The sequence below is a fragment of the Saccharothrix luteola genome (assembly GCF_020859565.1).
Lineage (GTDB): Bacteria > Actinomycetota > Actinomycetes > Mycobacteriales > Pseudonocardiaceae > Actinosynnema > Actinosynnema luteola.
In genome coordinates this window covers 234,300-260,764 of sequence record NZ_JAJHUO010000006.1, presented here as the reverse complement: position 1 = coordinate 260,764, position 26,465 = coordinate 234,300, and the positions used below count along the sequence as shown (strand labels likewise).

At 71.0% G+C, this 26,465-nt stretch carries 30 protein-coding genes and 1 pseudogene; 16 read left to right on the top strand and 15 right to left on the bottom strand.

What is annotated here, in order from left to right:
• Window positions 1-570, bottom strand: coding sequence for a TetR/AcrR family transcriptional regulator (locus LNK82_RS10685; RefSeq protein WP_230566772.1), 570 nt, complete (start codon window positions 568-570; stop codon window positions 1-3).
• A 50-nt stretch (window positions 571-620) separates the two neighbouring features.
• Between LNK82_RS10685 and LNK82_RS10680 the strand changes: the two genes are divergently transcribed.
• Window positions 621-1,229, top strand: coding sequence for an NAD(P)-dependent oxidoreductase (locus LNK82_RS10680; protein ID WP_230566771.1), 609 nt, complete (start codon window positions 621-623; stop codon window positions 1,227-1,229).
• 46 nt (window positions 1,230-1,275) lie between these two features.
• Here LNK82_RS10680 and LNK82_RS10675 read toward each other — a convergent pair whose 3' ends face one another.
• Window positions 1,276-2,772, bottom strand: a complete 1,497-nt coding sequence (locus tag LNK82_RS10675) for a leucyl aminopeptidase (protein WP_230566770.1) — start codon at window positions 2,770-2,772, stop codon at window positions 1,276-1,278.
• 194 nt (window positions 2,773-2,966) lie between these two features.
• Here LNK82_RS10675 and LNK82_RS10670 point away from each other — a divergent pair, with 194 nt between their 5' ends.
• Window positions 2,967-4,181: an amino acid permease gene (locus LNK82_RS10670; RefSeq protein ID WP_230566769.1), complete on the top strand. Its 1,215-nt coding sequence runs from the start codon at window positions 2,967-2,969 to the stop codon at window positions 4,179-4,181.
• A 76-nt stretch (window positions 4,182-4,257) separates the two neighbouring features.
• Window positions 4,258-5,358, top strand: coding sequence for a branched-chain amino acid aminotransferase (locus LNK82_RS10665; RefSeq protein WP_230566768.1), 1,101 nt, complete (start codon window positions 4,258-4,260; stop codon window positions 5,356-5,358).
• Between the two features lie 215 nt (window positions 5,359-5,573).
• On the opposite strand, the gene LNK82_RS10660 is transcribed toward LNK82_RS10665, so the two are convergent.
• The 3 genes from LNK82_RS10660 to cobU are packed head-to-tail and all read right to left on the bottom strand — an operon-like array spanning window position 5,574 to window position 7,872.
• Entirely contained in the window at window positions 5,574-6,281 is a 708-nt protein-coding gene (locus LNK82_RS10660) for an adenosylcobinamide-GDP ribazoletransferase (protein ID WP_230566767.1), read from the bottom strand.
• A complete protein-coding gene (cobT, locus tag LNK82_RS10655; protein WP_230566766.1) occupies window positions 6,281-7,318 on the bottom strand; it encodes a nicotinate-nucleotide--dimethylbenzimidazole phosphoribosyltransferase in 1,038 nt (345 codons plus the stop codon). Before cobT ends, LNK82_RS10660 begins: the two co-directional genes overlap by 1 nt.
• Window positions 7,315-7,872, bottom strand: coding sequence for a bifunctional adenosylcobinamide kinase/adenosylcobinamide-phosphate guanylyltransferase (gene cobU / locus LNK82_RS10650; RefSeq protein WP_230566765.1), 558 nt, complete (start codon window positions 7,870-7,872; stop codon window positions 7,315-7,317). Before cobU ends, cobT begins: the two co-directional genes overlap by 4 nt.
• A 78-nt stretch (window positions 7,873-7,950) precedes the next feature.
• Here cobU and LNK82_RS10645 point away from each other — a divergent pair, with 78 nt between their 5' ends.
• Window positions 7,951-8,151: a hypothetical protein gene (locus LNK82_RS10645; protein WP_230566764.1), complete on the top strand. Its 201-nt coding sequence runs from the start codon at window positions 7,951-7,953 to the stop codon at window positions 8,149-8,151.
• Between the two features lie 104 nt (window positions 8,152-8,255).
• Here LNK82_RS10645 and LNK82_RS10640 read toward each other — a convergent pair whose 3' ends face one another.
• Window positions 8,256-9,242, bottom strand: a complete 987-nt coding sequence (locus tag LNK82_RS10640) for an aldo/keto reductase family protein (RefSeq protein ID WP_230566763.1) — start codon at window positions 9,240-9,242, stop codon at window positions 8,256-8,258.
• 112 nt (window positions 9,243-9,354) lie between these two features.
• Entirely contained in the window at window positions 9,355-9,987 is a 633-nt protein-coding gene (locus tag LNK82_RS10635; protein WP_230566762.1) for a DUF3043 domain-containing protein, read from the bottom strand.
• A 42-nt stretch (window positions 9,988-10,029) separates the two neighbouring features.
• Here LNK82_RS10635 and LNK82_RS46670 point away from each other — a divergent pair, with 42 nt between their 5' ends.
• The 4 genes from LNK82_RS46670 (at window position 10,030) to LNK82_RS10620 (ending at window position 11,947) form a co-directional block, all read left to right on the top strand.
• Window positions 10,030-10,401, top strand: coding sequence for a glycerate kinase (locus LNK82_RS46670; protein ID WP_308257193.1), 372 nt, complete (start codon window positions 10,030-10,032; stop codon window positions 10,399-10,401).
• A 7-nt stretch (window positions 10,402-10,408) separates the two neighbouring features.
• Window positions 10,409-11,053, top strand: coding sequence for a glycerate kinase (locus tag LNK82_RS10630; protein ID WP_308257192.1), 645 nt, complete (start codon window positions 10,409-10,411; stop codon window positions 11,051-11,053).
• 90 nt (window positions 11,054-11,143) lie between these two features.
• Window positions 11,144-11,518, top strand: a complete 375-nt coding sequence (locus LNK82_RS10625) for a HesB/IscA family protein (protein ID WP_073886506.1) — start codon at window positions 11,144-11,146, stop codon at window positions 11,516-11,518.
• Between the two features lie 84 nt (window positions 11,519-11,602).
• Window positions 11,603-11,947, top strand: a complete 345-nt coding sequence (locus tag LNK82_RS10620; RefSeq protein WP_230566761.1) for a PASTA domain-containing protein — start codon at window positions 11,603-11,605, stop codon at window positions 11,945-11,947.
• Here the strand turns inward: LNK82_RS10620 and LNK82_RS10615 are convergent.
• Window positions 11,938-12,111, bottom strand: a complete 174-nt coding sequence (locus LNK82_RS10615) for a hypothetical protein (protein WP_230566760.1) — start codon at window positions 12,109-12,111, stop codon at window positions 11,938-11,940. The two genes, LNK82_RS10620 and LNK82_RS10615, sit on opposite strands and share 10 nt — an antisense overlap.
• 73 nt (window positions 12,112-12,184) lie before the next feature.
• Window positions 12,185-13,360, bottom strand: a complete 1,176-nt coding sequence (locus LNK82_RS10610; protein ID WP_230566759.1) for an MFS transporter — start codon at window positions 13,358-13,360, stop codon at window positions 12,185-12,187.
• An 81-nt stretch (window positions 13,361-13,441) separates the two neighbouring features.
• Between LNK82_RS10610 and LNK82_RS10605 the strand changes: the two genes are divergently transcribed.
• Window positions 13,442-13,861, top strand: coding sequence for a MerR family transcriptional regulator (locus tag LNK82_RS10605; RefSeq protein WP_230566758.1), 420 nt, complete (start codon window positions 13,442-13,444; stop codon window positions 13,859-13,861).
• Window positions 13,862-13,915: 54 nt separating this feature from the next.
• On the opposite strand, the gene asnB is transcribed toward LNK82_RS10605, so the two are convergent.
• On the bottom strand, window positions 13,916-15,844 hold the full coding sequence (gene asnB / locus LNK82_RS10600; protein ID WP_230566757.1) for an asparagine synthase (glutamine-hydrolyzing): 1,929 nt from the start codon (window positions 15,842-15,844) through the stop codon (window positions 13,916-13,918).
• Window positions 15,845-16,050: 206 nt separating this feature from the next.
• Between asnB and ctaC the strand changes: the two genes are divergently transcribed.
• Both ctaC and LNK82_RS10590 read left to right on the top strand, forming a co-directional pair.
• Entirely contained in the window at window positions 16,051-16,983 is a 933-nt protein-coding gene (gene ctaC, locus LNK82_RS10595) for an aa3-type cytochrome oxidase subunit II (protein WP_230566756.1), read from the top strand.
• Window positions 16,984-16,995: 12 nt separating this feature from the next.
• Window positions 16,996-17,412 carry a cytochrome c oxidase subunit 4 gene (locus tag LNK82_RS10590; RefSeq protein WP_230566755.1) on the top strand — a complete coding sequence of 139 codons (417 nt, stop codon included), beginning with the start codon at window positions 16,996-16,998 and terminating at the stop codon, window positions 17,410-17,412.
• A gap of 60 nt (window positions 17,413-17,472) precedes the next feature.
• On the opposite strand, the gene LNK82_RS10585 is transcribed toward LNK82_RS10590, so the two are convergent.
• Together LNK82_RS10585 and LNK82_RS10580 are read right to left on the bottom strand one after the other, a co-directional pair.
• Window positions 17,473-18,141: a lysophospholipid acyltransferase family protein gene (locus LNK82_RS10585; RefSeq protein WP_230566754.1), complete on the bottom strand. Its 669-nt coding sequence runs from the start codon at window positions 18,139-18,141 to the stop codon at window positions 17,473-17,475.
• 67 nt (window positions 18,142-18,208) lie between these two features.
• On the bottom strand, window positions 18,209-19,105 hold the full coding sequence (locus tag LNK82_RS10580) for an MBL fold metallo-hydrolase (protein ID WP_230566753.1): 897 nt from the start codon (window positions 19,103-19,105) through the stop codon (window positions 18,209-18,211).
• Between the two features lie 82 nt (window positions 19,106-19,187).
• On the opposite strand from LNK82_RS10580, the gene LNK82_RS10575 reads away from it, so the two are divergent.
• Entirely contained in the window at window positions 19,188-20,060 is an 873-nt protein-coding gene (locus LNK82_RS10575) for a LysR family transcriptional regulator (protein WP_230566752.1), read from the top strand.
• A gap of 69 nt (window positions 20,061-20,129) precedes the next feature.
• On the opposite strand, the gene trpD is transcribed toward LNK82_RS10575, so the two are convergent.
• From trpD to LNK82_RS10560, 3 genes and pseudogenes are all read right to left on the bottom strand, one after another.
• Entirely contained in the window at window positions 20,130-21,182 is a 1,053-nt protein-coding gene (gene trpD, locus LNK82_RS10570; RefSeq protein ID WP_230566751.1) for an anthranilate phosphoribosyltransferase, read from the bottom strand.
• Between the two features lie 7 nt (window positions 21,183-21,189).
• Window positions 21,190-21,600, bottom strand: coding sequence for a hypothetical protein (locus tag LNK82_RS10565; protein ID WP_230566750.1), 411 nt, complete (start codon window positions 21,598-21,600; stop codon window positions 21,190-21,192).
• Window positions 21,601-21,667: 67 nt separating this feature from the next.
• Window positions 21,668-22,045, bottom strand: a pseudogene (locus tag LNK82_RS10560) (hypothetical protein); the annotation flags it as partial.
• An 84-nt stretch (window positions 22,046-22,129) separates the two neighbouring features.
• Here LNK82_RS10560 and ctaE point away from each other — a divergent pair.
• From ctaE to qcrB, 4 genes are read left to right on the top strand one after another with little or no spacing between them, the layout of a single operon-like run.
• A complete protein-coding gene (gene ctaE, locus LNK82_RS10555) occupies window positions 22,130-22,738 on the top strand; it encodes an aa3-type cytochrome oxidase subunit III (RefSeq protein ID WP_082404045.1) in 609 nt (202 codons plus the stop codon).
• A gap of 44 nt (window positions 22,739-22,782) precedes the next feature.
• On the top strand, window positions 22,783-23,592 hold the full coding sequence (gene qcrC, locus LNK82_RS10550; RefSeq protein ID WP_230566749.1) for a cytochrome bc1 complex diheme cytochrome c subunit: 810 nt from the start codon (window positions 22,783-22,785) through the stop codon (window positions 23,590-23,592).
• A complete protein-coding gene (gene qcrA, locus LNK82_RS10545) occupies window positions 23,589-24,713 on the top strand; it encodes a cytochrome bc1 complex Rieske iron-sulfur subunit (protein ID WP_230566748.1) in 1,125 nt (374 codons plus the stop codon). Before qcrC ends, qcrA begins: the two co-directional genes overlap by 4 nt.
• Window positions 24,710-26,380, top strand: coding sequence for a cytochrome bc1 complex cytochrome b subunit (qcrB, locus tag LNK82_RS10540; protein ID WP_308257191.1), 1,671 nt, complete (start codon window positions 24,710-24,712; stop codon window positions 26,378-26,380). The genes qcrA and qcrB overlap by 4 nt, the downstream gene beginning before the upstream one ends.
• The last annotated feature ends 85 nt before the right edge of the window (window positions 26,381-26,465 follow it).

The following is a 26,465-nucleotide window of genomic DNA, read 5'->3' as shown; positions in this document are numbered from 1 at the left end:
TCAGGCTTGGCCGATCCCGTCCCACAACGTCCTGACCAGCGCGTCCACGTCCACCGGGCGTTCGGAGAAGAACCCGAGGAACGCCTGGTAGTGGCACGCGCCCAGCAGCAGGTCCGCCGCTGAACCGGGGTCGACCCCCGCCGGCAACCGCCCCAGCGCGCGCTCCGCCGCCAAGTACCGGGCAAGCGTCTCCGGCACGGTCCCCGGCCCCACCCCGTGGGCCTTCAACGCCTCCCGGTGCGCCGCCAGCAACGCCGGCTCGGAGAAGATCGACGCGGCGATCGGGAACGTCTCGACGTAGAACGCGATCGCGGCCCGCGCGATGTCGCCCAACGCCTCCCGCACGTCGCCGCGCCCGGCCTCCAACCCGGCCAGCCGTCCGGCCAGGTCGCTCGGCGCGCGTTCCCGCAGCACGGCCAGGAACAGCTCGGTCTTGTCCGCGAAGTGCTTGTACAGCGCCGCTTCCGAGAATCCCGCCGCCTTGGCGATCTCCTTGGTGGTCGCCCGCGCGAGCCCCTTGGTGCGCATGACGTGGGCCGCCGCGTCGAGCATGCGGTCGCGTGTGGTCATGTGGTTATCCTAGAGGTTAGTGAGCACTCACCAACCACGCGAGGTGAAGCATGAGGATCACCGTTCTGGGAGCCAGTGGCGGCACCGGCACGAAGATCGTGGAGCTGGCCAGGGAGGCGGGCCACGAGGTCACCGCCATCGTGCGCACGCGCAACGGTCGCGACACCGTGGCCGCCGTGATGGACCCCGACTCGATCGGGCCGCACGTGGCCGGCGCGGACGCCGTCGTCTCGGCGATCGGCACGCGCGCGGTGCGCGAGCCGACGTCCGTGCAGACCGACAGCACCAAGTCGGTGATCACGGCGATGAGGATGCACGACGCGCGCCGGCTGCTCGTGGTCAGCAACAGCGGCATGGTGACCGACGGCGACGACCCGTTCAGCCGTTACCTGGTCAAGCCGATCCTGCGCCGCGTGCTCAAGCACCCGTGGGGTGACATGGCGCGGATGGAGGACGTCGTGCGCGCGAGCGGTCTGGAGTGGACGATCGTCCGCCCGCCGCAGCTGACCGACGGGCCGCGCACGGACGCGTTCCGGACCGCGGTGGACACGAACGTGCGCGGGGGCGTGCGGGTGTCCCGGGCCGACCTGGCATCGCTGGTGTTGCGGTGCCTGGCCGACCCGGGGACCGTGCGCAGAGCGATCAGCGTGGCGAACTGAGGAACGGTTCGGCGAGCTGAGGCGGGAGGGCCGGGACGGGAAGCGCCTACCCGTTCGCCGCGATGTCGGCCAGCACCGCCGCCATGGTGCGCACCGGGACGCCGGTGCCGCCCTTGGTGGTGTACCCGTACGGGCCGCCGGTGTGGAACGACGGACCGGCCACGTCGATGTGCGCCCAGGTCACGCCCTCGGCCACGAACTCGCGCAGGAACACGCCCGCGGCGAGCATGCCGCCGAACCGGTGCCCGGCCACGTTCGCGATGTCGGCCACCTTCGAGTCGAGGTCGCCGCGCAGCTCGTCCGGCAGCGGCATGGCCCACGCCTGCTCGCCGACCGCGCGCCCGATCGCGGCCACGCGGTCGCGGAAGTCCTCGGTGCCCATGACGCCGGCGGTCCGCTTGCCGAGCGACACGACCTGCGCGCCGGTCAGCGTGGACGTCTCGATCAGGTAGTCGGGCGCGTCCTCGCAGGCGCGCACGATCGCGTCGGACAGGATCAGCCTGCCCTCGGCGTCGGTGTTGAGCACCTCGACGGTCTTGCCGCCGTACATGGTCAGCACGTCGCCGGGCCGGTAGGCGGTGCCCGACGGCATGTTCTCGGCCATCGGCGCCCAGGCGGTGACCTCCAGCGGGTACTTCAGCTTCGCGGCCAGCACGACGGTGGCGATCACGGCCGCCGCGCCGCCCATGTCCGAGGTCATCTCGTCCATGCCGGCGGCGGGCTTGATCGAGATGCCGCCGGTGTCGAAGGTGATGCCCTTGCCGACCAGCGCGACCTTCTTGCCCGCCTTCGGGCCGCGGTAGGTGATGCGCACCAGGCGCGGGGGACGGCTGGAGCCGCCGCCGACGCCGAGGATGCCGCCGAAGCCCTGCTTGCGCAGCGCCTTCTCGTCGAGGACCTCGACCTCGAGCCCCTCGGCCTTGGCCAGGGCGGCGGCGCGGTCCGCGAACGACGCCGGGAACAGGTCGTTCGGCGGGGTGTTGACGAAGTCGCGGGTCGCGGTGACGGCCTCGGCGATCGCGGTGGACGCCTTGAGGGTCGCGCGGTGCGCCCGGATGTTGCCCTCGGCGGGCGCGACGAGGTCGACGCGCGCGACCGGGCCCTCGCCCTTGTTCGACTTGTACTCGGTGAACGAGTACGCGCCCATCACGGTGCCCTCGACCGCGGGGCCGAGGTGCAGGGAGGACAGCGTGGTGACGGCGCGCTTGCGGCCGGACAGCGCGCGGGCCGCGGCACCGGACGCGCGGCGCACCTGGTCCTCGGTGACCGAGCCGTCGTCGGCGGGCTTGCCCAGGCCGACGGCGAGCAGGACGCGGGCGGCGAGCTTGCCGAGCGTCGGCACGGTGACGACCTCGTCGGCCTTGCCGCTCGCGCCGACGGAGTCGAGCACGTCCAGCAGCGTGCCGTCGAACGCGGCGTTCACCGCCTCCGACCCGGCCGCGAGGGCGAGACCGTCCGGTCCCTGGACTGTGCCCACCACAACGGCGTCGGCGGTGGTGCTGCTCGGGTCACTGTCGGTGATGGCCAGCTTGGGCGCGGTCACTGCGGCTCCTTGACGGGGTCCTCCCGGCACTTTCTGGTCGTGCGGCGGGATGGGGTGGATCGGGACGAATGCTAAAGGTCCCGTTCACACTCATGAGCGCCGCACCTTCGATCGCAAGGAGTAACAATTAACACGAACGGGGGTCAGCCGTGCGGGCGTTAGTCGTCACCTGGTCGATATGGGACCGTGTACCGGTGACGATCACGCCCCGTGCCGGGGCCGTGGCGCTCGCTCTTGGCGCGACGCTGGGCGCCGGTGTCTTCACCGGTTTCGCCCCCGCCGCGGCCGTGGCGGGTCCGTGGTTCCTCCCCGGTCTTGTTTTAGCCGCGGTGACCGCGTTGTGCTGCGCGTTCTCGACCGCCGATCAGCACCGGGCGTATCCGGACGCACCCGGTGGGTACGCCTACATCCGCAACCAGCTCGGTCCTTGGCCGGCGCGCATCGGCGCCAGCGCGCACCTGGTCGGCAGAGCCGGGATGGCGGCGGCGTTGGCCGGGATGTTCGCCGAGTACGTGGTCCCGGAGCACCGGGTGGCGGCGGCCGTGGGGTTGATCGTGGTGACGGCCGCGCTGGGTGCGGCCGGGGTTCGGTGGAGCACCGGGTTGAGCGTGGCGGCGGTGGCGGTCGTGCTCGGCGTGCTGGTGCTGGTGGCGTTGGTGTGCTTCTCGGTCGCGCCGCCGGAGAACCCCTTCGGGCTCGGGGACGTGCCCGTCGCGGGCGGGTTCGACGGGGTGATGGGCGCGTCGCTGTTGTTGTTCGCGGTGTTCGTCGGGTTCGAGCGCGTCACCGCTCCCGGGCGCGGTGACCGGCAGTTCTCCGCGCGGGTGCTGCACTTCGCGGTGCCGGTGGCGATCGGTGTGGTGCTGCTGGTCGGCGGCGCGGTCGGCGCGGCGGTGCTGCGGCAGCTCGGGTCGGCGCGGTTGGCGTGGTCGCCCGCGCCGCTGCGGGACGCGTTGATCGTGGCCGACGGGCAGTGGCTGCTGCCCGTGCTCGCGGTCGGTGCGGCGGTGGCGGCGGTGTCGTCGCTGTTCTTCGTGCTGGGGTCGGCGCGGCGGACGCTGGTCGGGTTGACCGAGACGGGTGACCTGCCGGCGATCCGGGCGGGCTGGCCGTTGGACGTGGTGGGCGCGGCGCTCGCGGTCGGCGCGGTGGTGGCGTTGCCGCCGGCCACGGCGTTGGCGGTCGGCGCGTGCGGCACGGCGTTCTACTACGGCTTCACGAACGCGTCGGCGCGCGTGTTGCTGCAGGAGGACCGGACCTGGCCGATGCGCACGGCGTGCCTGGGGTTGGGGCTGTCGGTGCTGCTGGCGATGAGCGCGCCCGCCGGGGCGTTGGTGATCACCGGGGTGGGGCTCGCGCTGGGTACCGGGTTGCTCGCGCTGGGTCGCGTGCGGCAGGCGGTGGGTTGAGCACTTTTGGATGGTCGGATGTCCGAGCGTCGGGACAGCGATTTTCTGACGTAGAAGTGGCGGCTATCGTGCTGTCATGACGACCGCGTTGCCTTTCACCCGGACCCCCAACCCGCAGCCGGCGACCCCGGAGCGCGTTGCGGAGGTACTTGCCAAGCCGGGCTTCGGGCAGCACTTCACCGACCACATGGTGACGATCCGCTGGAACCAGGAGCAGGGCTGGCACGACGCCGTCGTCGAGCCCTACCACTCGCTGGAGCTGGACCCGGCGGCCATGGTGCTGCACTACGGCCAGGCGATCTTCGAAGGGCTCAAGGCGTACCGCCAGCCCGACGGGTCGATCGCGTCCTTCCGCCCCTCGGCCAACGCCGAGCGCTTCCGCGCGTCGGCCCGCCGGTTGGCGATGCCCGAGCTGCCCGACGAGCTGTTCCTGGAGTCGATCCGGGAGCTGCTGGCCGTGGACGAGCGGTGGGTGCCCGCGATCCCCGAGGAGTCGCTGTACCTGCGACCGTTCATGTTCTCGACGGAGAAGGGCCTGGGCGTGCGGCCGGCGACGGAGTACGTGTACGTGCTCATCGCGTCGCCCGCCGGGTCGTACTTCGCCGGTGGGCTGAAGCCGGTGACGGTGTGGTTGTCGACGGAGTACGTGCGCGCGGCGCCCGGCGGGACCGGTGCGGCCAAGTTCGCGGGCAACTACGCGGCGTCGTTGGTGGCGCAGGCGCAGGCCGCCGAGCAGGGGTGCGACCAGGTCGTGTGGCTCGACGCGGTGGAGCGGCGGTGGGTCGAGGAGATGGGCGGGATGAACCTGTTCTTCGTCCTCGGCGCGGGGGAGGGCGCGCGGGTGGTGACGCCGGAGCTGTCCGGTGCGTTGTTGCCCGGGATCACGCGCGACTCGTTGCTTCGGTTGGCCGCTGATTTCGGTCACGCGGTGGAGGAGCGGCGGATCTCCACCGAGGAGTGGGAGAAGAAGGCCGAGTCCGGTGAGTTGACCGAGGTGTTCGCGTGCGGGACGGCGGCGGTGATCACGCCGGTGGGGCACGTGAAGCACGCGGAGGGGGAGTTTTCGGTTTCCGGTGGTCGGACTGGTGATGTGACGATGAAGTTGCGCAACCACTTGACGGGGATTCAGCAGGGGCTGGTGGCTGATCCGCACGGGTGGATGGTGAAGATCAACTGAGGGCTGCGGTCGGGTGCGGGTCGAGTTGAGAGAGTGGCTCGATGGTTGAGGCCGGCTCGATTTGACATGGGGCCCCTTACGGGCACTCCAGGCAGGCCAAAGCCGGGCAGGCCTGGCGGGAAAAGCGTCCGCCAGGCCTGCCCGGCTTCGACCAGCCTAAAGCACCCGAACCCCATGTAAAATCGGGCCTCTGCGGGTATTCGGAGTCGGTTTGGTCAGTTGAGCGAGTTGACGGCGAGGACGGTTAGGGTGGCCGTTTCGCAGGCGGCGCCCAGGACGTCGCCGGTGATTCCGCCGAATCGCTTGCTGGTGTGGTGGATCAGTAGAGTGACCAGGGTGGCGGCGAGGGCGATGGAGAGCGGGCCTTGCCAGGGGTGGATGAAGTAGGCCGCGGCGGCGAGGGTGGTCCACCAGGTGACGGCCGTCCAGAGTGGTTGGGTGCCGGCTACCAGTGCGCCCAGGCCTTCGGGGCGTGCGGCGGGGATGCCGTGCCGGCAGCAGAGGATGAATGCGGCGCGGCCGGTGGTCAGGGCCAAGAGGACGGTTCCCCATTCGACGGTGGGGAAGGCGGCGGCTTGTGCGCCGAGCACGACGATCAGCGCCACTACCGCGAACGGGCCGGCGCCGCCGTCTTTCATGACGGCCAGGGCGCGTTCGGGCGGGCCGTAGCAGCCGAGGCCGTCGGCGGTGTCGGCCAGGCCGTCCAGGTGCATGCCGCGGGTGGCCAGGGCCAGGAAGCCGACGACCAGGAAGCCTGCGACGAGGTCGGGTAGCGGTAGGAGCAGGAGGGCGGTGGCCGCTCCGCCCAGCAGCAGGCCGACGAACGGGGCGAAGGCGATGGCACGCCGTGCCGCCCGCGCGTCGACCTCATTGGAGCCGACGCGGACGGGCAGGACGGTCAGCCACGACAGCGCCAGGCGCATCAGGCGGGTCCGGAGACGCCCGCGCTGTCGAACGTCGCCATCTCGGCCAGGATGCGGGTGGCCATCACGACCAGGGGGAGTGCGGCGACGGCGCCGGAGCCTTCGCCCAGGCGCATGTCGAACTCCAGCAACGGCTCCAGGCTGAGGTGGCCCAGGGCCAAGGCGTGCGCCGGTTCGACGGAGCGGTGGGCGGCGACCCACCAGTCACGGGCGCCGGGTGCGAGTTCCTCGGCGACCACGGCGGCTGCGCCGACCACCACGCCGTCGAGGATGACGGGGGTCTTGCGGACCGCGGCTTGGGCGAGGAAGCCCGCGATGGCGGCGATGTCCGCGCCGGAGGAGGCGGCGAGCAGGGCCACCGGGTCGTTGATCACCGGGCGGGCGCGGCGGAGGGCGTCCCGGATCGCGGCCGTCTTGCGCATCCAGCCTTGGTCGTCGATGCCGGTTCCCCGGCCCACCACGGCGACGGGTTCGGAGCCGGTGAGGGCGGCGATGAGGACGGCGGCGGGGGTGGTGTTGCCGATGCCCATGTCGCCGGCGATGAGCAGGTCCGCGCCGCCGTCGACCTCGTCGTCCACGAGCTTGCGGCCGATCTCGACGGCTCGCTCGGCCTCGTCGAGGGTCAGGGCGTCCTCGCGGTCGATGGAGCCGGAGCCGCGGCGGACCTTGAAGTCGCCGACGGCGGTCTCGGAGTCGACGGCCAGGTCGACCACGCGGACGGTCGCGCCCGCGACGTTGGCCAGGACGTTCACCGCCGCGCCGCCGGCCAGGAAGTTCGCGACCATCTGGCCGGTGACCTCGGGCGGGTAGGCCGAGACGCCGTGCCGCGCGATGCCGTGGTCGCCCGCGAAGACGACCACGCGGGGGCGGGTGAAGGGCTTGGGCGGGCATTCGCCCTGGCAGGCGGCCACCCAGGCGCCGAGCTCCTCCAGCCTGCCCAGCGAGCCGACGGGCTTGGTGAGCACGGCGTGCCTGGCCGACGCCTTGGTGCGCACGTCCGCGCTGGGCGGCTCGACGGACGGGAACTCGATGGTCACCGACTACCTCCGGGTTCGCGCAGTCGCAGTGGGATTCCGGCGACGACCAGCAGCACCTCGTCGCACACCTCGGCCAGCCGCGCGTTGAGCGAACCGAGGTGATCGCGGAAGAGCCTGCCAGAGTGCGTGCTGGGCACGACGCCGAGGCCGACCTCCGCCGAGACGAGGACCAAACGGGCGCGCGTGGTGGCGACGGCGTGGACCAGTGCCGAGCACTCCTGGTCGACCGTGCCCATGCCGTGGCCCTCCCAGGCGCCGGCGTCGTCCAGCACGCCGTTGAGCCAGGTGGCGACGTCGTCCACCAGGATCGGCGGGTCGGCCTCGCTGGTGGCCGTGAGCAGGGCGATCAGGTCGCTCGGCGCGGGCGCTTCCACCGTCGTCCACGTGGTGGGACGGCGGGCCACGTGCTGGGCGATCCGCAGCTCCCAGTCGGCGTCGTCGGGGTAGCGGCGGGCGGTGGCGACGTAGGTCACCACGTCCTCGGTGAGCAGGCCCTCGGCGTGCGCGGACTTGCCCGAACGCGCGCCGCCCAGCACCAGTGTCCGACGCGTCACACCGCACTCCAACCGTTACAGGAGGACATAGCCTGACCGGGAACGTTACCCGCACGGCTCATCGTGAGGAGGCCCGTCATGGAGTACCGGTGGCGGTACCAGGACGATCACGGACGCGAGATCGACGGCCCGGTGGTCGCCTTCCCCGACCAGAACGCCGCCGAGGACTGGTTCTCCACCGCGTGGGTCGAGCTGCGGGAGGCGGGTGTCGCCCAGGTGACGTTGCTGCGCAGCGAATCCGAGGTCTACGGCCCGATGTCCCTCGCCCCGGCCGAGTGACCGGCGTCCTGGTCGGGCTCATCGTTGCGGCCGGCCGTCGTGCCGCGGCGCACGGGGAAGCCCCGCCCGGGTGGTCCGAGCGGGGCTTCGCGGGGTGACGCGCGTCAGGGGGTGACGGTGAACCGCGGGTCGGACTCGACGACGCCCTCGAGCACGTCGTCGATCTTCTTCAGCAGCTCGTCCTCCAGCTTCACGCCGGCGGCCTTGACGTTCTCGTGCACCTGCTCCGGGCGGGACGCGCCGATGATCGCGCTGGCCACGTTCGGGTTCTGCAGGGTCCACGCGACGGCGAGCTGGGCCAGGGACAGGCCCGCCTCGTCGGCCAGCGGCTTGAGCTGCTGGACCTTGGTCAGCACCTCGTCGCGCAGGAAGCGCTGGATGAACTTCGACCCGTTCTCGTCGGTCGCCCGCGAGCCCTCCGGCACCGGCTGCCCCGGCAGGTACTTGCCGGTCAGCACGCCCTGGGCGATGGGCGACCACACGATCTGGCTGATGCCCTCGCGCTCCGAGGTCGGCACGACCTGCGACTCGATCACGCGCCACAGCATCGAGTACTGCGGCTGGTTCGAGATGAACGGCACGTTCAGCTCACGCGCGAGCGCCGCGCCGCGGGCGATCTGGTCGGCGTTCCACTCGGACACGCCGATGTAGAGGGCCTTGCCCGAGCGGACGACGTCCGCGAAGGCCAGCATCGTCTCCTCCAGCGGCACGGACTTGTCGTACCGGTGCGCCTGGTAGAGGTCGACGTAGTCGGTCTGCAACCGCTTCAGCGAGCCGTTGATCGACTCCATGATGTGCTTGCGGCCGAGGCCCTTGTCGTTCGGGCCGCCGGGGCCGGTCGGCCAGAAGACCTTGGTGAAGATCTCCAGCGACTCGCGGCGCTGACCGGTCAGCGCGCGGCCCAGCACCGACTCCGCCTTGGTGTTGGCGTAGACGTCGGCGGTGTCGAACGTGGTGATGCCCGCGTCGAGCGCGGCCCGGACGCAGGCCGTCGCCTGGTCCTCCTCGACCTGGGAACCGTGGGTGAGCCAGTTGCCGTACGAGATCTCGCTGATGTTCAGGCCACTGCGGCCGAGGCGTCGGAACTCCATGCGGCCAAGCCTAGTACCGGGTCGTTCGGGTTGCTAATGAACTCGGCGTGGAGAACGGCGACCGGCCCCCGCCGCGGGTCGTGGCGAGGGCCGGTGCGGTCTTCGGCGCAGGTCAAACCTTGTCGCCGGGGCTCACCCTCGGCTTGGGCACGCGCAGGCGCCGCAGCTGGCTGGCCCGGATGAACGAGTACCAGCCGATGGACAGGCCGCGGGTGGTGTCGTTGGGGAACTTCAGCCGCACCCGCCGGTTCACCATCCGGCCGAGCACGAAGCCCTCGACGATCATCGCCAGCAGCATGAACGTGGTCAGCAGCGTCGCGTACTGCTGGACGGCGGGCATCGGCACGAGCAGCGCGACGAACACCAGGATGGCCAGCGGCATGAACAGGCCCATGAGGTTGCGCCGCGAGTCGACCACGTCGCGGATGTAGGCCTTCACCGGGCCGCGGTCGCGGGGCAGGAGGTACTTGTCCTCGCCCGCCATCATCCGCTGCCGGCGCTCGGCCGCCGCCGCGCGGCGCTCCTCCTTGGACACCTTGTTCCCGCGCGCCCGCTTCAACGCCTCCCGCTGCGTGCGGGGCGGCGGCGGCACCGGACCGCGTCGCTTGCCCTCGGCCTCGCGTCGCTTCGGCGTGGGCCGCCCCTTGCCTGGCGTGCGCGACGGATCGGCCGGGTTCACCTCCGCGGGAGCGTCCTCGGTGGTGGTCTCGGCGGTTTCGTCGGCGTTGCGGCGCAGGAACCTCACCGCACCAGAGTAGGAGATGCCCCGATAAGTACTGTTCGCGAGGTGCGAGTTGTTATTGCGCCGGACTGCTTCGGCGGAACGCTGACCGCGCGTGAGGTCGCCGAGGCCGTGGCCGAGGGCTGGCGCCGCACCGCTCCCGACGACGAGCTCCACCTGCGCCCGCTGGCCGACGGCGGGCCCGGTTTCGTGGACGTCCTGCACGCCGCGCTGGGCGGCACGCTCCACACGACGACCGTCACCGGACCGCTCGGCGCGCCCGTCGAGGCGAGGTGGCTGGAGCACGACGGGACCGCGTACGTCGAGTCCGCCCAGGCCTGTGGCCTGCACCTCGTCCCCGTCGACGAGCGCGCGCGGGCCGCCGAGACCGCCACCACCAGGGAGGGGCGTCGGCGAGCTGGTCAACGCGGCCGGTGACGCCCTCGTGCACACGATCGTGGTCGGCCTCGGCGGCTCGGGGACGACCGACGGCGGCGCGGGGCTGCGCGAGACCGTCCGTGCCGTCACCGCCCGGCTGGTCGCCGCCGCCGACGTGGAAAACCCGCTGCTGGGCCCGCACGGCGCCGCGCGCACGTTCGGCCCGCAGAAGGGCGCGTCACCCGAAGCGGTGGCACGGCTCGAGGCGCGGCTGGCCGCGATGGACGAGCTGGCCGAGGTCCGCGACCGGCCCGGCGCGGGTGCGGCGGGTGGCCTCGGGGCCGCGCTGATGGCGCTCGGGGCCGAGGTGGCGTCCGGCGCGGGAATGGTCAGGGAACTCACCCGGTTGGATGAAGCGCTGGACCACGCCGACCTGGCCGTGACCGGTGAGGGGAGCTTCGACTGGCAGTCGCTGCGCGGGAAGCTGGTGACCGCCGTCGCCGGTGGCGCGGCCGAGCGCGGCGTGCCCTGCGTGGTGCTCGCGGGCCAGGTCACGGTGGGCAGGCGGGAGGCAGCGGCGGTGGGCGTGCAGGAGTCGTACGCGGTGGCCGAGCACGCCGGGTCGGTCCAGCGCAGCCTGGCGGACCCGCGCGGGACGCTGGCCGACCTCGCCGCCCGCGTGGCGAGGCAGTGGTCACACCCCCGGCCGTGACGTCTGTGCGACCATGGGGGTAGGAACAAAGCGGGTACTTCCCGTGTTGCCCGGAGATAGATGCCCGCAAAGGACCTCTGAGGGAGAGCCATGACGACCGCTCAGGACGCAGTCACCTCGACTCCTGACGCCCCGCCCACCCACGGCGTGACGCTGACCGACGCGGCTGCCGTGAAGGCGAAGGCGCTGCTGGACCAGGAGGGGCGCGACGACATGCACCTGCGCATCGCCGTCCAGCCCGGTGGTTGCGCGGGGCTGCGTTACCAGCTGTTCTTCGACGAGCGCACGCTCGACGGTGACGCGCTGCGCGACTTCGGCGGCATGAAGGTGGCCGTCGACCGCATGAGCGCGCCGTACGTCGAGGGTGCCGTGATCGACTTCGTCGACACGATCGAGAAGCAGGGTTTCACCATCGACAACCCGAACGCCGGCGGTTCGTGCGCCTGCGGCGACTCGTTCCACTGATCGACCCGCTGGACCGCGGTTCACGGAAGGGCCCTCGCCACGGCGGGGGCCTTTTCCGTTGCGCCGGGTGGGACGCTGGCGTTCATGACGGATACCGAGGTGCCGCATTTAGTCGGCTTGACCGTCCCGCAGGCCCGGAAGACCGGCCACGACGCGGGCGTGGTGGTGACCTCGCGTGACGTGGACGGCCCGCCGCTGGGCGCGCTGACCTGGCCGGGAACGTGGATCGTCACCGCGCAGGACCCGACCGCCGGTCACCGGGTGCGCCGCGGCACGCCGGTCGTGATCGATTTCGAGGAGTACCCGGACGCGGGCGGCGCGGGCGACCGCGAACCACGCCACCCGCTGCCCGGGCGTGACGAGTTCAAGGCCGACCCGATCGAGGACCGCGCCGGGCGGACGTCCGGACCGCGCGGGTCTCAGACGTAGGCGTCCAGGTCGGCGACCTGGGCGTAGTTGGCGTCGTCCACCCGCCACGGCGTCGCGGACCCGGGCTCGGGGTGGGGCCTGGCCTCCTCGCCGCGCAGCTCGCGCGGCAGCTCGGTGCAGTCCTCGATCAGCTCGGCCAACGTGTCCGCCTCGGTGTTCCTCACACCAGCGACCGTATGCGTGCCGAAGACTTGACAGAAGCCCTACCGGGCGGTAGTACCGCCCGGTAGGGCCGACTCACACGTGCGCGGCCAGTGGTGTGGTGGGCGTGGACGTTGCCGGGGCGGTCAGCTTGCCGACCACCAGGGCCACCCCCACGCCCAGGACGGTCGACACGCCGCCGACGGTCCCGACCCACCGCAGGCCGAGCCCGCTGGTCAGCACCACGCCGCCGAGCATCGGGCCGAGCGCCGCGGCCACGTTGAACGCGGAGATGTTCACCGAGGCGACCAGCCCGGCCGCCGAACCCGCCTGCCCCATCAGGTAGGTGTGGATCAGCGGACCCGCCGTGAACGCGCTCGCGCCCAGCACGAACACGCTCACCACGGCCGCCACCTTGCTCTCCAGCATCAGCCCCTGCGCCAGCAGCATCACGCCGAGCACGGCCAACGGGACCGGCAGCACGCGGGCGATCCGGTCCGGCGCCACCTTGCCCGCCAGCGTGCTGCCGACGAGCGTCCCCAGGCCGTACACGAGCAGCACGCCGGTCACCCAACCCGGCTCGAAACCGCTCACCTCGCGCAACGCCGGCGCGACGTACGTGAACGCCGTGATCAGGCCGGTGAACGACAGGATCGTGGTGGCCAGCCCCAGCAGCACGGTCCGCCTGCCGAACGCGAACAGGCTGGCGCGCACGCCGGGGTCCGGCTGGTGCGCGACCTTCGGCGTGCCGAGCACGACCCCGACGAGCCCGATCGCGGTCAACGCGCTGACCAGCACGAACGACGCCCGCCAGCCGTAGTTCTGCCCGATCAGCGTGCCGAGCGGGATGCCGAGGATGGTGGACAGCGCGACACCGTTGACGACCTTGGCGATGGCCGCGGTCTGCTTCTCCGGCGGCACGGCGGCGATGGCGATCTGCGACGCCACCGCGAAGAACAGGCCCTGCGCGAGCGCGGCCACCATGCGCGCCGCCATGAGCAGGGTGTAGTCGTCGGCCAGGGCGCTGCCGAGGGAAGCCACCAGGGCCAGCGCCATGACGGAGATCAGGAGCTTGCGACGCGCGATGCGCCCGGTGAGCACGGTGAGCACCGGACCGCCCAGGGCGACCGAGATGGCGTAGGCGGTCACCAGGAGGCCCGCGGTCGGCACGTCGACGCCGAGGTCGGCGGCCACCTCGGGCAGCACGCCGACGATGATGAACTCGGAGGTGCCCACCGCGAACGCGCTGAGCATCAGGATGAAGGCGATCACGGGAACGACGCTAAAGTGTGACACTGACGTCAGGGTCAAGGTTGCGTGATCAAGCGCTCTTCTGGACAGGGGTGGGAATAAGTGCTGATCGGCGAGCTCGCGGAGAAGACCGGCGCCACGGTGCGCATGCTGCGCTACTACGACCAACAGGGCCTGCTCACGCCCCAGCGCACGGATTCCCGCTACCGCGTCTACGACGAGTCCGACGTGGAACGCGTCCGCAGCGTCCGCTGCCTCATCAACTCCGGCCTGAACGTGCGCCTGGCCAAGCTGGTGCTCGCGCACGCGTTCGACCAGGACGTGCAGCTGCCCGAGGACGAGGCGGGCTGCGTGCCGCTGCTGCGCATGCTCAACGACGAGCTGGCGTCCGTCGAAGGCCGCATCGGGCAACTGGTCCGCACCAAGGAGCACCTGGCCAGGCTGGTCGACGACGTCACCCGGATCATGGCGGAGAAGACCGGCGCGACGTGCGAGTTCGAACCGGTGGAGAAGGCCGGCTGAGACCACGCGCGAAGGCCCCCGGCACACGCGCGCCGGGGGCCTTCACCGTGAGGGCTAGAGCTTGACGGGGTAGTGCGGCTCGGGGACGACCGGGCGGATCCGGCCCTCCACGAAGATCCCGTGCCAGATCATGAACACCAGCAGCGCCCAGATCCGCCTGCTGTGGTCCGCGACCCCCGACCGGTGCTCCTCGATGATCCGCAGCACCGCGCCCTTGTCGAGGTACTGGTCGGTCTGCGACTGGCGCACGGTCTCCACCGCCCAGTCGTGCATCTCGTCCTTCAGCCAGTGCCGGATCGGCACCGGGAAGCCCAGCTTGCGCCGGTTGAGCACGTGCGCGGGCACGATGTCGCGGATCGCCCGGCGCAACGCGTGCTTGGTCGTCTCCTTGGTCAGTTTCAGCTCCGACGGCACCTGCGACGCGATCCGGAACACCTCGGGGTCCAGGAACGGCACCCGCAGCTCGAGCGAGTTCGCCATCGTCATCTTGTCGGCCTTGACCAGGATGTCGCCGCGCAGCCACGTGAACAGGTCCACGTGCTGCATCCGCGTCACCGGGTCCCAGCCCTCCGACTCCCGGTACACGTGCGCCGTCACGTCCTTGTGCGACACGCCGGGGTCGTAGGTGCGCAGCACCTGCTGGATCTGGTCGTCCATGAAGATCCGCGCGTTGCCGTAGTAGCGCTCCTCCAACGTGAGCGCCCCGCGCCGCAGCAGGTCCTTGCCGCGCACGCCCTGCGGGATCTTCGTGGACACCTTGCCCATGGCCTTGCGCAACGCGCCCGGCACCTTCTCGAACGGCGCCAGCGACAGCGGCTCGCGGTAGATCGTGTAGCCGCCGAACAGCTCGTCCGCGCCCTCGCCCGACAGCACGACCTTCACGTGCTCGCGCGCCTCGCGGGCGATGAACCACAGCGGCACCAGCGCCGGGTCGGCCACCGGGTCGTCCAGGTACCACGTGATCAGCGGCAGGGCGTCCATCATCTCCTGCGCCGTCACCGCCCGGACCACGTGCTTGACCCCGATCGCGGCGGCCGACTCGGCGGCCACGTCGATCTCGGAGTAGCCCTGCCGCTCGAACCCCGTGGTGAACGTGATCAGGTCCGGGTTGTGCTCCTTGGCCAGCGCCGCGACCACGGTCGAGTCGATGCCGCCGGACAGGAACGAGCCGACCGTCACGTCCGCGCGCATGTGCTTGGCCACCGAGTCGCGCAACGCCTCGGTGATCTCGTCGTACAGCCGGTTCTCGTCCGCCTCTCCGCGCACCGCGCGCGGCCGGAACGTGGCCGGGAAGTACCGCTCGACCACGGGCTTGCCGCCCGGCGTGAGCGTGAACGACGTGCCGGACTCGATGCGGTGGACCTCGCTCTGCAGCGACTCCGGCTCCGGCACGTACTGCAGGATCAGGTAGTGCTGCAGCGCCTTCTCGTCCACCTTCGGGCGGATGCCGATCGTCGGCGCGAGCTCCAGCACCGACTTCTTCTCGCTGGAGAACGCCACGCCGCCCGGACCGGCCGCGTAGTACAGCGGCTTGATGCCGAACGGGTCGCGCGCGCCGAAGACCACCCGGCGCGCCTTGTCCCAGATCAGGAACGCGAACATGCCGCGCAGCCTGGCCACGGCGGCCGGGCCCCAGTAGTGGTAGGCGGCCACGATCGTCTCGGTGTCGCCGTCGGTGGCGAACACGGCGCCGAACTGCTTGGTCAGCTCCGCGCGCAGCTCCACGTAGTTGTAGATCTCGCCGTTGAACAGGATCGCGTACCGACCCTGCTGGTCGTGCGGACCCCAGTGCAGGGGTTGGTGCGAGTGCTCGATGTCGATGATGGACAGGCGGTTGAAGCCGAAGACGACCTCACCGCCCTGCCAGGTGGCGCTCTCGTCGGGGCCGCGGTGGCGCATGCAGCGCAGTGCCCCCGCCACCGCCGAGCGCGCCCGCTCGGCCTCGTTCTCGCCAGGGCAAACCAGTCCTACCAGGCCGCACACGCCGTAAACACCCTTCGTGTCGTGTGGAGAAGACTCCAGTATGCCGGGGGGCCGGTGTGTGACCGAAACTGCACTCCAAGGGGGCAGCCCCCGACGGGTGACGGCCCAGGTGCTGAGCTACGCTCCCGCATGATCCGGCATGGGCGTCATCACGCCCCTGCCTGCGAGCTTGTTGACGTTGAGGGCGACTGAGGAGGCGGCGAGCAGTGGGCCTGAAGGAGGGCACCAGGGCAGCCCGGCTGGCGAAGGTCGGCGGGCTGGTCGGCCTGGTCGGCGTCGGGGCCACGGGTTGCTCCACGGAAGAGGTGCTGCGCTTCGGCTGGCCGGTGGCCGTGACGCCGCAGGCCGAGGCGATGCGCGAGCTGTGGACCTGGTCGGTCGTCGCGGCTCTCGCGGTCGGCGTGATCGTGTGGGGCCTGATCCTCTGGTCGGTCGCGTTCCACCGCAAGAAGAGCGAGGAGCTGCCCCGCCAGGTCGCCTACAACCTGCCGCTGGAGCTCGTGCTGCTGGTCGTGCCGACGATCATCGTCGCGGTGCTGTTCTACTTCACGGCGGTGACGCAGAACTACGTCACCGACAAGTCCAAGACGCCCGACGTCACGGTCGACGTGATCGCGTTCCAGTGGAACTGGGAGTTCCAGTACCCCCAGTACAAGACCGAGTCCGCGGACCTGCCCGTGAGCACCGTCGGCACGTCCGGCGAGATCCCGCTCCTGGTGGTGCCGCAGGGCAAGTCGATCCGCTTCAACCTGCGGTCGACCGACGTCATCCACTCGTTCTACGTGCCGGAGTTCCACTTCAAGCGGGACGTCTTCCCCGAGCCGGAGAAGAACAACCAGGACAACGCGTTCCAGATCGACCAGATCGACCGGACCGGGTCGTTCGTCGGTCGCTGCGCCGAGCTGTGCGGCGTCTACCACGCCGTGATGAACTTCGAGGTCAGGGCGCTGGAGCCGGGCGACTTCGACCGGTACATGCAGCTGCGGCAGGAGACGAACCCGGACACCGGGCAGCCGTACGGCGCCGCCGAGGCGCTGACCGAGCTGAACTGCGGTGAGCTGTGCACGCCGTACGCCGTGACGACCAAGCCCTTCGACACCGACCGGACTGTCCGCGAGGCGTCCGACGGTGGGAAGTAGGAGGACGCTGCGATGAAGGTCGAAGCCCGCATTTTTGACTTGGTGATGGCGTTCTCGTTCCTGATGGCCGTCGTGTACGGCTACTGGACCTGGGCGGACACCGGTTTCGTCGAGCCGACCGGCACGGTGGCGCTCGCGCTGACCGGCGGGTTGGCGCTGATCGTCGGCACCTACTTCCGGTTCGTCGCCCGGCGCATCGAGGTGCGGCCCGAGGACAACGCGGACGCCGAGGTCAGCGACGGCGCCGGTGAGCTGGGCTTCTTCAGCCCCGGCAGCTACTGGCCGATCGGCCTCGCGGCGGCTGCCGCGACGGCGGGTGTCGCGCTCGCGTTCTGGCACATCTGGCTGCTGGTGATCGCCGTGGTGCTCGTGCTGATCGCCGTCGGCGGCCTGGTGTTCGAGTACCACACCGGTCCCAGCCACGACTGAGCCCGACGTCGACGAAGGGGCCCACCTCGCGAGGTGGGCCCCTTCGTCGTGTCCGGGCCGTCAGGCCGCGGCGTTCGAGCTCTGGTAGCTGTCCACGTACTCCTGTTCGGACAGTTCCAGGATGCGGTAGACGATCTCGTCGGTGATCGAGCGCAGCACCGGCAGCGACTCCTGCATGCCCGCGTAGCGGTCGAAGCGCAGCGGCTCGCCGAACCGGACGGTGATCGGTCGGACGCGGGGCAGCCTGCGGTCGACCGGCTGCACCTGGTCGGTGCCGATGATCCCGACCGGGACGACCGGCGCGCCGGACTCCAGCGCCATCCGGGCCACGCCGGTGCGACCGCGGTGCAGGCGGCCGTCCAGCGAGCGCGTGCCCTCGGGGTAGATGGCGAACGCGCCACCGTGGTCGAGGATGTCCTTGGCGGTGTCCAGCGACGCCCTGGCGGCCCGGCCGACGCCCCGGCGCACGGGCACGTGGCCGAGGGAGCCGAAGAAGTAGCGCGACAGGGCGCCCTTCACGCCCTTGCCCTCGAAGTACTCGGCCTTGGCGAGGAACGAGACGCGACGCGGCACCACCATCGGGATGACGACGCTGTCGATGAACGACAAGTGGTTCGGCGCGAGGATCACCGGACCGTCGGCGGGCACGTTCTCCAGCCCTTCGACCCTCGGCCGGTAGACCAGCCGCGCCGTGGGCGCCACCACTCGTTTCATCACCGTGTAGAGCATGTGGACAGCATGACCGGCCCCGGTTGCGCGGCGGTGAAAAGGTGGCCGCAATCTCTGGCGCGGCCGTTCACGCGGGGTGCTCGGCGCACAGGCAGCCGACGCCCTTCCCGATCCACTCGCGACCGACCCACTCCGGGTGCCGTTCGACCATCAGCGCCTCGACCTCCGCGGCGATCGCCTCTTCGCCCATCGCCGAACCGCGGCGCGCCCACGTCTCGTCGCGCAGCAGCGTGAGGTAGTCGCGGACGTCGGCGAGCAGCCGCGCATCGCCGACCTCGCCGTGACCGGGCACGACGGTGCGCGCGCCGGTCGCGGCGAGGCGTTCCACCACCGCGAGCCAGCGGGTGCCCGACACGTCGGTGTCGTGCGGGGGGAACCACGGGAAGATCGCGAACTGCCCCGCTTCCACCAGGTCGCCGGTGAACAGCACGTCCGCGTCCGGCACCCGGACGACCTGGTCGCCCCGGCTGTGCGCACGGCCCGTGGCGCGCAACTGCACCACCCGCCCACCGAGGTCGAGGGCGTGCTCCCGCTCGTAGACGACGTCGGGCCGCACGAGTTCGACGCCGACGAGCCGTCGGGCGACCGACTCGCCGAGACCGCGGAACATCTCCAGGTAGCCGGGGCCCTTCCGCGCCAGGTCGTCGGCCTGGTCGCGGTTGAGCAGGAAGGTCGCCTCGCCCGCGAAGGCCTGCGCGCCGAACGCGTGCTCAGGGTGGAAGTGGGTCGTGGTCAGGTACAGCCTGCGCCCGCGGGCGTGCTCGAGCGCGAACTCCAGCACGGCCTCCGCGTTGCGCACGCCCAACCCGGTCTCGACCACGAGCACGGAGTGCGAGCCGCCGATGACGCCGATGTTGGGCACGAGCGGCACGCCCCGGTCCGGGACCACCAGCAGGTCACGGGCGAGTTCACGGGCGTCGCCGACCCGCACGGCGGGGTCGGGCAGGAAGGTGGGTCCGGTCATGAGACCAGTCCACTCCGGACCGGGCGGAGGCGTCCAAGACCGATGCCGCACCCCCGATACCGCCCGGGTATCGTCGCCGGTGATGGACCTCCGCGAGCTGCGCTACTTCGTCGCCGTCGCCGAAGAACTCCACTTCGGACGGGCCGCCGCCCGGCTGCACATGACCCAGCCGCCGCTCAGCCGCGCCATCAAGCGGCTCGAAACCGACCTCGGCCACGTGCTGCTGCACCGCTCACCGGCAGGGGTCGCCCTCACCCCGGCGGGCGCGTCGCTCTACGACGAGGCGCGCACGCTGCTGGCGCGGGCCGACCAGGTCCGCACGAGGGTGGCCGCCGCGGCGGGCGCGGAGACCATCACGATCGGCACCCTCGCCGACAGCGCCGAGCAGGTGGGCGCCCGGCTGGCCGCCACCTACCGCGCGCACCACCCCGGGGTGCGCGTCCGGATCCGCGAGGCCGACTTCGCCGACCCGACCACGGGGCTGCGCGCGGGCTTGGCCGACGTCGCCCTCACCAGGGCGCCGTTCGACGACACGGGCATCGTCACGCACGTGCTGCGCAGCGATCCGATCGGCGTGGTCCTGCGCGTGGACGACCCCTTGGCCGGCCGCGGGAGCGTGCACTCCGACGAGTTGGCCGACCGGCGGTGGTTCCGCCTGCCGGAGGGCGCCGACCCGGTCTGGCAGGCGTACTGGAGCGGCGGGAAGCACCGCGAGGGACCGGTCGTGCGCACCGCGCACGAGTGCCTGCAAGCCGTGCTGTGGAACGGCTCGGTGGGGTTGGCGCCGATGGGCCACGCGCTGCCCGAGGGGCTCACGACGGTGCCGCTGGTCGACCTGCCGCCGAGCCGCCTCGTCGTGGCCTGGGTGGGCGCCGAACCAGGCCCGCTCGTCCGCTCGTTCGCCCGGATCGCCGCGGCCGCTTACGGTGCCCGAGCGTCGCAAGTGGACCGCTGACGAGGGCTCGGGCGTCACCCGACCGTTGGGTCACCCGTCGGCTCGAACGCGTCCACCCGCTAGCTCAGGTCATCCGTCCGAGAGGGACGTCTTCAGCTCCGACGACCGCGCCGCCCACCGCCGCAGCAGGTCCGCCGCCGCGCCGGAGTCGATCGCCGCCGCGGCCCGGCCCATCGCGCCGGAGAGGTCCGCGTGCAGGTCGCCCGAGAGCCCGCCGTGCGCGGCGAGCGCGCCCGCCGCGTTGAGCAGCACCGCGTCCCGCACCGCACCCGGCTTCCCGGCCAGCAGGTCGCGCACGACCTCGGCGTTCACCGAGGCGTCGCCGCCCTTGAGGTCGTCCGGCAGCGCGGGCGCGATGCCCAGCGCCGACGGGTCGATCCGGTCGGTCCGCACCTCGCCGCCGTCGGCCACCCACACCGACGTCGTGGTGGTCGTGGTGATCTCGTCCATCCCGTCGTCACCGCGCACGACCAGCACGGTGCTGCCCCGACGGGCGAAGACGCCCGCGATGAGCGGCGCGAAGGCCACCCGGGCGCACCCCACCAGGCCGACCTTCGGCTGCGCCGGGTTGGTCAGCGGGCCGAGCAGGTTGAACGACGTCGGGATGCCGATCTCGCGCCGCGGCGCGCCCGCGTGCCGGAAACCGGGGTGGAACACCGGCGCGAAGCAGAACCCGATGCCCAGCTCCTCCACCGTCTGCTGCACGCCGAGCGGCGGCAGGTCGATGGCCACGCCGAGCGCTTCGAGCACGTCCGCCGTGCCGCACTTGGACGACGCCGCGCGGTTGCCGTGCTTGACCACCGGCACGCCGGCGGCCGACGCGACGATCGCCGCCATGGTCGAGATGTTCACCGACCCGGAGTTGTCGCCGCCCGTGCCCACGATGTCCGCCGCGCGCACGTCCACGGTGAACCGGCGGGCGTGCCGGAGCATCATCGTGGCGATGCCGTCGACCTCTTCCGGGGTCTCGCCCTTGGCCCGCAGCGCCACCGCGAACGCGGCGATCTGCGCGGGCGTCGCGGCGCCGGACATCACCTGATCCATCGCCCACGCCGTGTCGCCCTGGGACAGGTCGACGCGGTCGACGAGCTGGTTCAGCAGTAACGGCCAGGTGCGCTCCACGGCGACCTCAGCCCCGGACGACGGGCAGCGCCGTCGAGCGCAGCACCTCGGCCACGGTCTCGGCGGCGGCCAGCGGGTCGAGCGGGTGCACCAGCACCGCGTCCGCCTGCGACCACGTCGCCAGCCACCGGTCGTCCTTGCGGCGCACCGCGACCACGATCGGCGGGCAGTCGGTGATCTCGTTCTTCAGCTGCCGGGACAGGCCCATGCCGCCGGTGGGCTGCGCCTCGCCGTCCAGGATCGCCAGGTCGACGCCGCCGTTGTCCATCTCGTACAGCACGTCGGCGATCTTGCCGACCTCGACGTACTCGACGCGGCCCAGGTCGGGCGCCGGTCGGCGGCCCACCGCAGTGATGATCGTCTCACGCACCTCGGGGCGGTGGCTGAACACCAGGATCCTGGTCGTCTGCGTGCTCATCGGCGCGATCCTCCGGCGGGTCGGGGTGCGAGGTGACCCAGATGTTATCCGGCTGACGGTGCGTGACTTGCAGTGCGTCCCACCCGATCCAGTCGCCGCCGAGCCGCTGGGCCAGGCTCGCCATCCGGGCCCGCTCCTGCGCGCAGCGCAACGCGTCCAGCCGCTGCACCCGCAACGCGTGCCAGCGATCTTCGCGGCGGAGCACCCACCCGTCCGGCGTGAGCAGCTCACGCGCGCGTTCTACCTGGTCAGGCGGCAGTTCGAGGTGGTGGCGCAGCACCGCGGGCTCGTCCGCGCGCCACCGCGGCGACCTGGCCAGCGCCGCCGAGTCGGCCTCCGCGACGTCGAACGCCTCCACCACCACGGCCAGACCGGGTGAATCGATCTCCAGTGGGGGTACACCCCGTCGCGCGCGTCGATCACGCCACCGGCTCAACAACCCCATGACCGTCCTCACCGTGCGTGTGACCCAGATGACCTGCATACGTGCCCCGGACCCGATGGGCGGGACGAAAACCTGCAAGCAATAATGCGTCGTGTGACAACGGCAGCGCCCTCAATCGGCCAGCGCGTGCACTCGCTGAACCGCCCGAACATGGTCAGCGTCGGCACGATCGTCTGGCTGTCCAGTGAGCTCATGTTCTTCGCCGGGCTCTTCGCCATGTTCTTCACGGTGAAGGCCCAGAACGAAGGGCACTGGCCACCAGCACCGACCCACTTGAACGTGCCTTACGCACTGTTCTTCACGATCATCCTGGTGGCGTCCTCGTTCACCTGCCAGTGGGGCGTGTTCGCCGCCGAGCGGGGTGACGTGTTCGGTCTGCGCCGCTGGTACATCGTGACGCTGATCATGGGCGCGATCTTCGTCGCCGGCCAGGCCGGTGAGTACGTCACCCTCGTGAGCGAGGGCACGACGATCCCGGCCTCGGCCTACGGCACCGTCTTCTACCTGACGACCGGCTTCCACGGCCTGCACGTGATCGGTGGCCTGATCGCGTTCGGCTACCTGCTGGTCCGCACGAAGCTGAGCAAGTTCACGCCCGCGCAGGCGACCTCCGCGATCGTCGTGTCGTACTACTGGCACTTCGTCGACGTCGTCTGGATCGGCTTGTTCGCCATCATCTACATCGTGCCCTGACCAGCTCGAACCCCGAACTCACACCAGCAAGGGTTGCCGCACACATGACCACCAACACCACACGGGCCCGGAAGCGCGGCACGAAGCTGCGCAGGCGGATCTCGGGCCTGCTCGCGCTGGGCTTCGCGCTGCTGGCCGCGGGCTTCCTGTTCAGCGCCCTCGCGCCGCAGCCGCAGACCGCGCAGGCGCAGGACGACCCGGCGCAGGTGCGACTGGGCGAGCAGCTCTACAACAACACCTGCATCACCTGCCACGGCGACAACCTCGACGGCGTCGAGGACCGCGGACCCAGCCTGATCGGCGTGGGCGAGGCGGCCGTGTACTTCCAGGTGTCCTCCGGTCGCATGCCGATGGCCCGCCAGGAGGCGCAGGCGCAGCGCAAGCCGGCCAAGTTCACGCCGGAGGAGGTGGACGCCATCGGCGCGTTCATCCAGTCCCGCGGCGGCGGCCCGCAGACCCCCGCTGAGCGCGGCGAGGCGCTGCGCGGCGACGACCCGGCCCGCGGCGGCGAGCTGTTCCGGCTCAACTGCTCGGCGTGCCACAACTTCACCGGCCGCGGCGGGGCGCTGTCGTCCGGCAAGTTCGCGCCCGAGCTCGACGGCGTGACCGAGGAGCAGCTGTACACCGCGATGCTCACGGGCCCGCAGAACATGCCGAAGTTCTCCGACCGGCAGCTCACGCCGGAGGAGAAGAAGGACATCATCGCTTACATCAAGTCGGTGACCGACGGGAACAACAACCCCGGCGGCGCCCCCCTCGGCGGCCTCGGGCCGGTATCGGAGGGTCTGATCGCGTTCATCGTGGGTATCGCCGCACTCATCGGCGTGACCCTCTGGATCGGAGCCAAGGCATGAGCGGCGTGAAGCCGAACGAGCTGCCCGACGAGGCGGAACTCGCCGGGATGAGCCGGGACGAGCTGGTCAAGCTCGGTGCGGCCATGGACGGTGTCGAGATCGTCCACTACGAGGACCGCTGGCCGGTCAAGGGCACGCGCGCGGAGAAGCGCGCCGAGCGACTGGTGGCCCTCTGGTTCACCATCGCCGCGCTCGCCGGCATCGCGTTCCTCGTGGCGTTCATCTGGTGGCCGTGGAAGTACGAGGCTCCGCACACGAACGACCACATCCTGTACAGCCTCTACACGCCGGTCATCGGTTTCACGCTGGGCCTGTCGATCCTCGGCCTCGGCGTCGGCGCGCTGCTGTACACGAAGAAGTTCATCCCCGAGGAGCTGTCCGTCCAGCGGCGCCACGACGGCGGGTCGCCCGAGGTGGACAAGGCCACGATCGTGGCCCAGCTGGCCGACGCCGGCGAGCGCTCCACGATCGGTCGCCGTTCGCTCATCAAGCGCACCGCGGGCCTCGGCGCCGGGGTGTTCGGCCTCGGCGTGCTGGCCGTGCCGCTCGGCGGTCTGATCAAGAACCCGTGGGCGCACAGCGACTCGAAGGACTCGCTCTGGCACACCGCGTGGAAGTCCGAGAACGGCGAGAAGGTCTACCTGCGCCGGCACACGGGCAACTTCCACGACGTCGCGCTGGTGCGTCCGGAAGACCTCGAAGCCGGTGGTTTCGAAACGGTGTTCCCGTTCCGCGAGTCGGAGCGCGACGACGAAGAAGCCCTGGTGCACGCGCTGAAGCGGGCCGACAGCCCGGTCATGCTCATCCGCCTGCGCCCCGGCCAGGCCGTGACCAAGCGCGCGGGCCAGGAGGACTTCAACTACGGCGACTTCTACGCGTACTCGAAGATCTGCACCCACCTCGGGTGCCCCACTTCGCTGTACGAGCAGCAGACCGGCCTGCTCCTGTGCCCCTGCCACCAGTCGCAGTTCGACGTCTTCCACTACGCCAAGCCCCGGTTCGGTCCGGCGACCCGTGCCCTGCCGCAGCTTCCGATCACGGTTGACGAGGACGGATACTTGATTGCCCGCGGCGACTTCATCGAGGCCGTGGGTCCGGCGTTCTGGGAGCGTAAGTCATGAGTGGCATCACCACGCCGACGAAGCGGCAGGGCGCGGGCGCCCGCGTGGCGGGTGGCGCCGCCAAGTGGGCCGATGACCGGTTCCACATGGCTTCCGGCATGCGGAAGCAGTTGAACAAGGTCTTCCCGACGCACTGGTCGTTCCTGCTCGGCGAGATCGCGCTGTACAGCTTCATCGTCCTGCTGCTGTCGGGCACCTACCTGGCGCTGTTCTTCGACCCCTCCATGGAGGAGGTCGTCTACAACGGCAGCTTCGTGAACCTCCAGGGCATCGAGATGTCCCGGGCGTTCGAATCGACCCTGCACATCTCGTTCGAGGTGCGCGGCGGTCTGTTCGTCCGCCAGGTCCACCACTGGGCCGCGCTGCTGTTCATGGGCGCGATCGTCGTGCACATGTTCCGGATCTTCTTCACCGGCGCGTTCCGCCGCCCGCGTGAGATCAACTGGGTCATCGGCATCGTGCTGTTCATGCTGGGCGCGATCGAGGGCTTCCTCGGCTACTCGCTGCCCGACGACCTGCTCTCCGGCACCGGCCTGCGGGTGATGGCGGCGCTGCTGATCTCGTTCCCGGTGGTCGGCACGTGGATCAACTGGCTGGCGTTCGGCGGCGAGTTCCCGGGCACGGAGATCATCCCGCGGCTCTACACGCTGCACATCCTGGTCATCCCGGGCATCATCCTGGCGCTGATCGCGGTGCACCTCGGCGTGGTCTGGTACCAGAAGCACACGCAGTTCCCGGGCGTGGGCCGCAAGGAGACCAACGTCGTCGGCGTGCGCATCATGCCGGTGTTCGCGGCCAAGGGCGGCGGGTTCTTCGCCGTGGTCGTGGCCGTCACGGCGATCATGGGCGGCATCTTCCAGATCAACCCGATCTGGAACTTCGGCCCGTACAACGCGGCTCAGGTGTCGGCGGGCGTGCAGCCCGACTGGTACATGGGCTGGACCGACGGCTTGATCCGCCTGTGGCCCGCGTGGGAGCTGTACCTGGGCAACTACACGGTGCCCGCGCCGTTCCTGCCGTTCATGCTCGGCCTGCCGCTGCTGACCGGTCTCGCGGCGGTGTACCCGTGGATCGAGCGCAAGATGACCAAGGACTACGCGCACCACAACCTGCTGCAGCGCCCGCGTGACGTGCCGGTCCGGACGTCGCTCGGCGTCATGGCGATCTCGTACTTCATGGTGCTGCTGCTCTCGGGCGGCAACGACATCATCGCGATGAAGTTCGACATCTCGCTGAACGCGATGACGTGGATGGGCCGCATCGGCATGCTCCTCGTCCCGCCGCTGGCGTACTTCATCACGTACCGCATCTGCATCGGCTTGCAGCGCGCGGACCGCGAGGTGCTGGAGCACGGTGTCGAGACGGGCATCATCAAGCGCCTGCCGCACGGCGAGTTCATCGAGGTCCACCAGCCGCTCGGCCCGGTCGACGACCACGGCCACCCCCTGCCGCTGGCCTACCAGGGCGCGTCGGTGCCGAAGAAGATGAACAAGCTGGGCTCGGCCGGTCACCCGGTGCCGGGCAGCTTCCTGACCCCGGACCCGCCGGAGGAGACCGCCGCCGTGGCCCGTGCGCGGGCCGAGCGCGGTGTCTCGGCGGACGCCCTGTCCGCCGAGAACAAGCCGGCGGGCGAACTGGCCGGGAAGCCGTCCCAGCCGGAGGACTGATCCACCCGGGGACTGGCCCGCGCATCGGCGCGAGCGCTCGTCCGAGGGGCTGATCGTGTGGAGAAAGGGTCCCGCACCTGTTCCG

What these genes read in the sequence shown, in the direction of transcription:
- LNK82_RS10680 (WP_230566771.1), top strand. Translation starts at nt 621, where the DNA reads ATGAGGATCACCGTTCTGGGAGCCAGTGGCGGCACCGGCACGAAGATC.
- LNK82_RS10580 (WP_230566753.1), bottom strand. Translation starts at nt 19,105, where the DNA reads ATGACCGGACCCACCTTCCTGCCCGACCCCGCCGTGCGGGTCGGCGAC.
- LNK82_RS10620 (WP_230566761.1), top strand. Translation starts at nt 11,603, where the DNA reads ATGACGGATACCGAGGTGCCGCATTTAGTCGGCTTGACCGTCCCGCAG.
- LNK82_RS10640 (WP_230566763.1), bottom strand. Translation starts at nt 9,242, where the DNA reads ATGGAGTTCCGACGCCTCGGCCGCAGTGGCCTGAACATCAGCGAGATC.
- ctaE (WP_082404045.1), top strand. Translation starts at nt 22,130, where the DNA reads ATGCGTCGTGTGACAACGGCAGCGCCCTCAATCGGCCAGCGCGTGCAC.
- LNK82_RS10660 (WP_230566767.1), bottom strand. Translation starts at nt 6,281, where the DNA reads ATGCGCCTGGCGCTGTCGTGGCTGACCGTCCTGCCCGTCCGCGTCGGC.
- LNK82_RS10585 (WP_230566754.1), bottom strand. Translation starts at nt 18,141, where the DNA reads ATGCTCTACACGGTGATGAAACGAGTGGTGGCGCCCACGGCGCGGCTG.
- LNK82_RS10645 (WP_230566764.1), top strand. Translation starts at nt 7,951, where the DNA reads ATGGAGTACCGGTGGCGGTACCAGGACGATCACGGACGCGAGATCGAC.
- qcrA (WP_230566748.1), top strand. Translation starts at nt 23,589, where the DNA reads ATGAGCGGCGTGAAGCCGAACGAGCTGCCCGACGAGGCGGAACTCGCC.
- LNK82_RS10625 (WP_073886506.1), top strand. Translation starts at nt 11,144, where the DNA reads ATGACGACCGCTCAGGACGCAGTCACCTCGACTCCTGACGCCCCGCCC.
- LNK82_RS10665 (WP_230566768.1), top strand. Translation starts at nt 4,258, where the DNA reads ATGACGACCGCGTTGCCTTTCACCCGGACCCCCAACCCGCAGCCGGCG.
- qcrC (WP_230566749.1), top strand. Translation starts at nt 22,783, where the DNA reads ATGACCACCAACACCACACGGGCCCGGAAGCGCGGCACGAAGCTGCGC.
- LNK82_RS10590 (WP_230566755.1), top strand. Translation starts at nt 16,996, where the DNA reads ATGAAGGTCGAAGCCCGCATTTTTGACTTGGTGATGGCGTTCTCGTTC.
- qcrB (WP_308257191.1), top strand. Translation starts at nt 24,710, where the DNA reads ATGAGTGGCATCACCACGCCGACGAAGCGGCAGGGCGCGGGCGCCCGC.
- LNK82_RS10685 (WP_230566772.1), bottom strand. Translation starts at nt 570, where the DNA reads ATGACCACACGCGACCGCATGCTCGACGCGGCGGCCCACGTCATGCGC.
- LNK82_RS10575 (WP_230566752.1), top strand. Translation starts at nt 19,188, where the DNA reads ATGGACCTCCGCGAGCTGCGCTACTTCGTCGCCGTCGCCGAAGAACTC.
- LNK82_RS10565 (WP_230566750.1), bottom strand. Translation starts at nt 21,600, where the DNA reads ATGAGCACGCAGACGACCAGGATCCTGGTGTTCAGCCACCGCCCCGAG.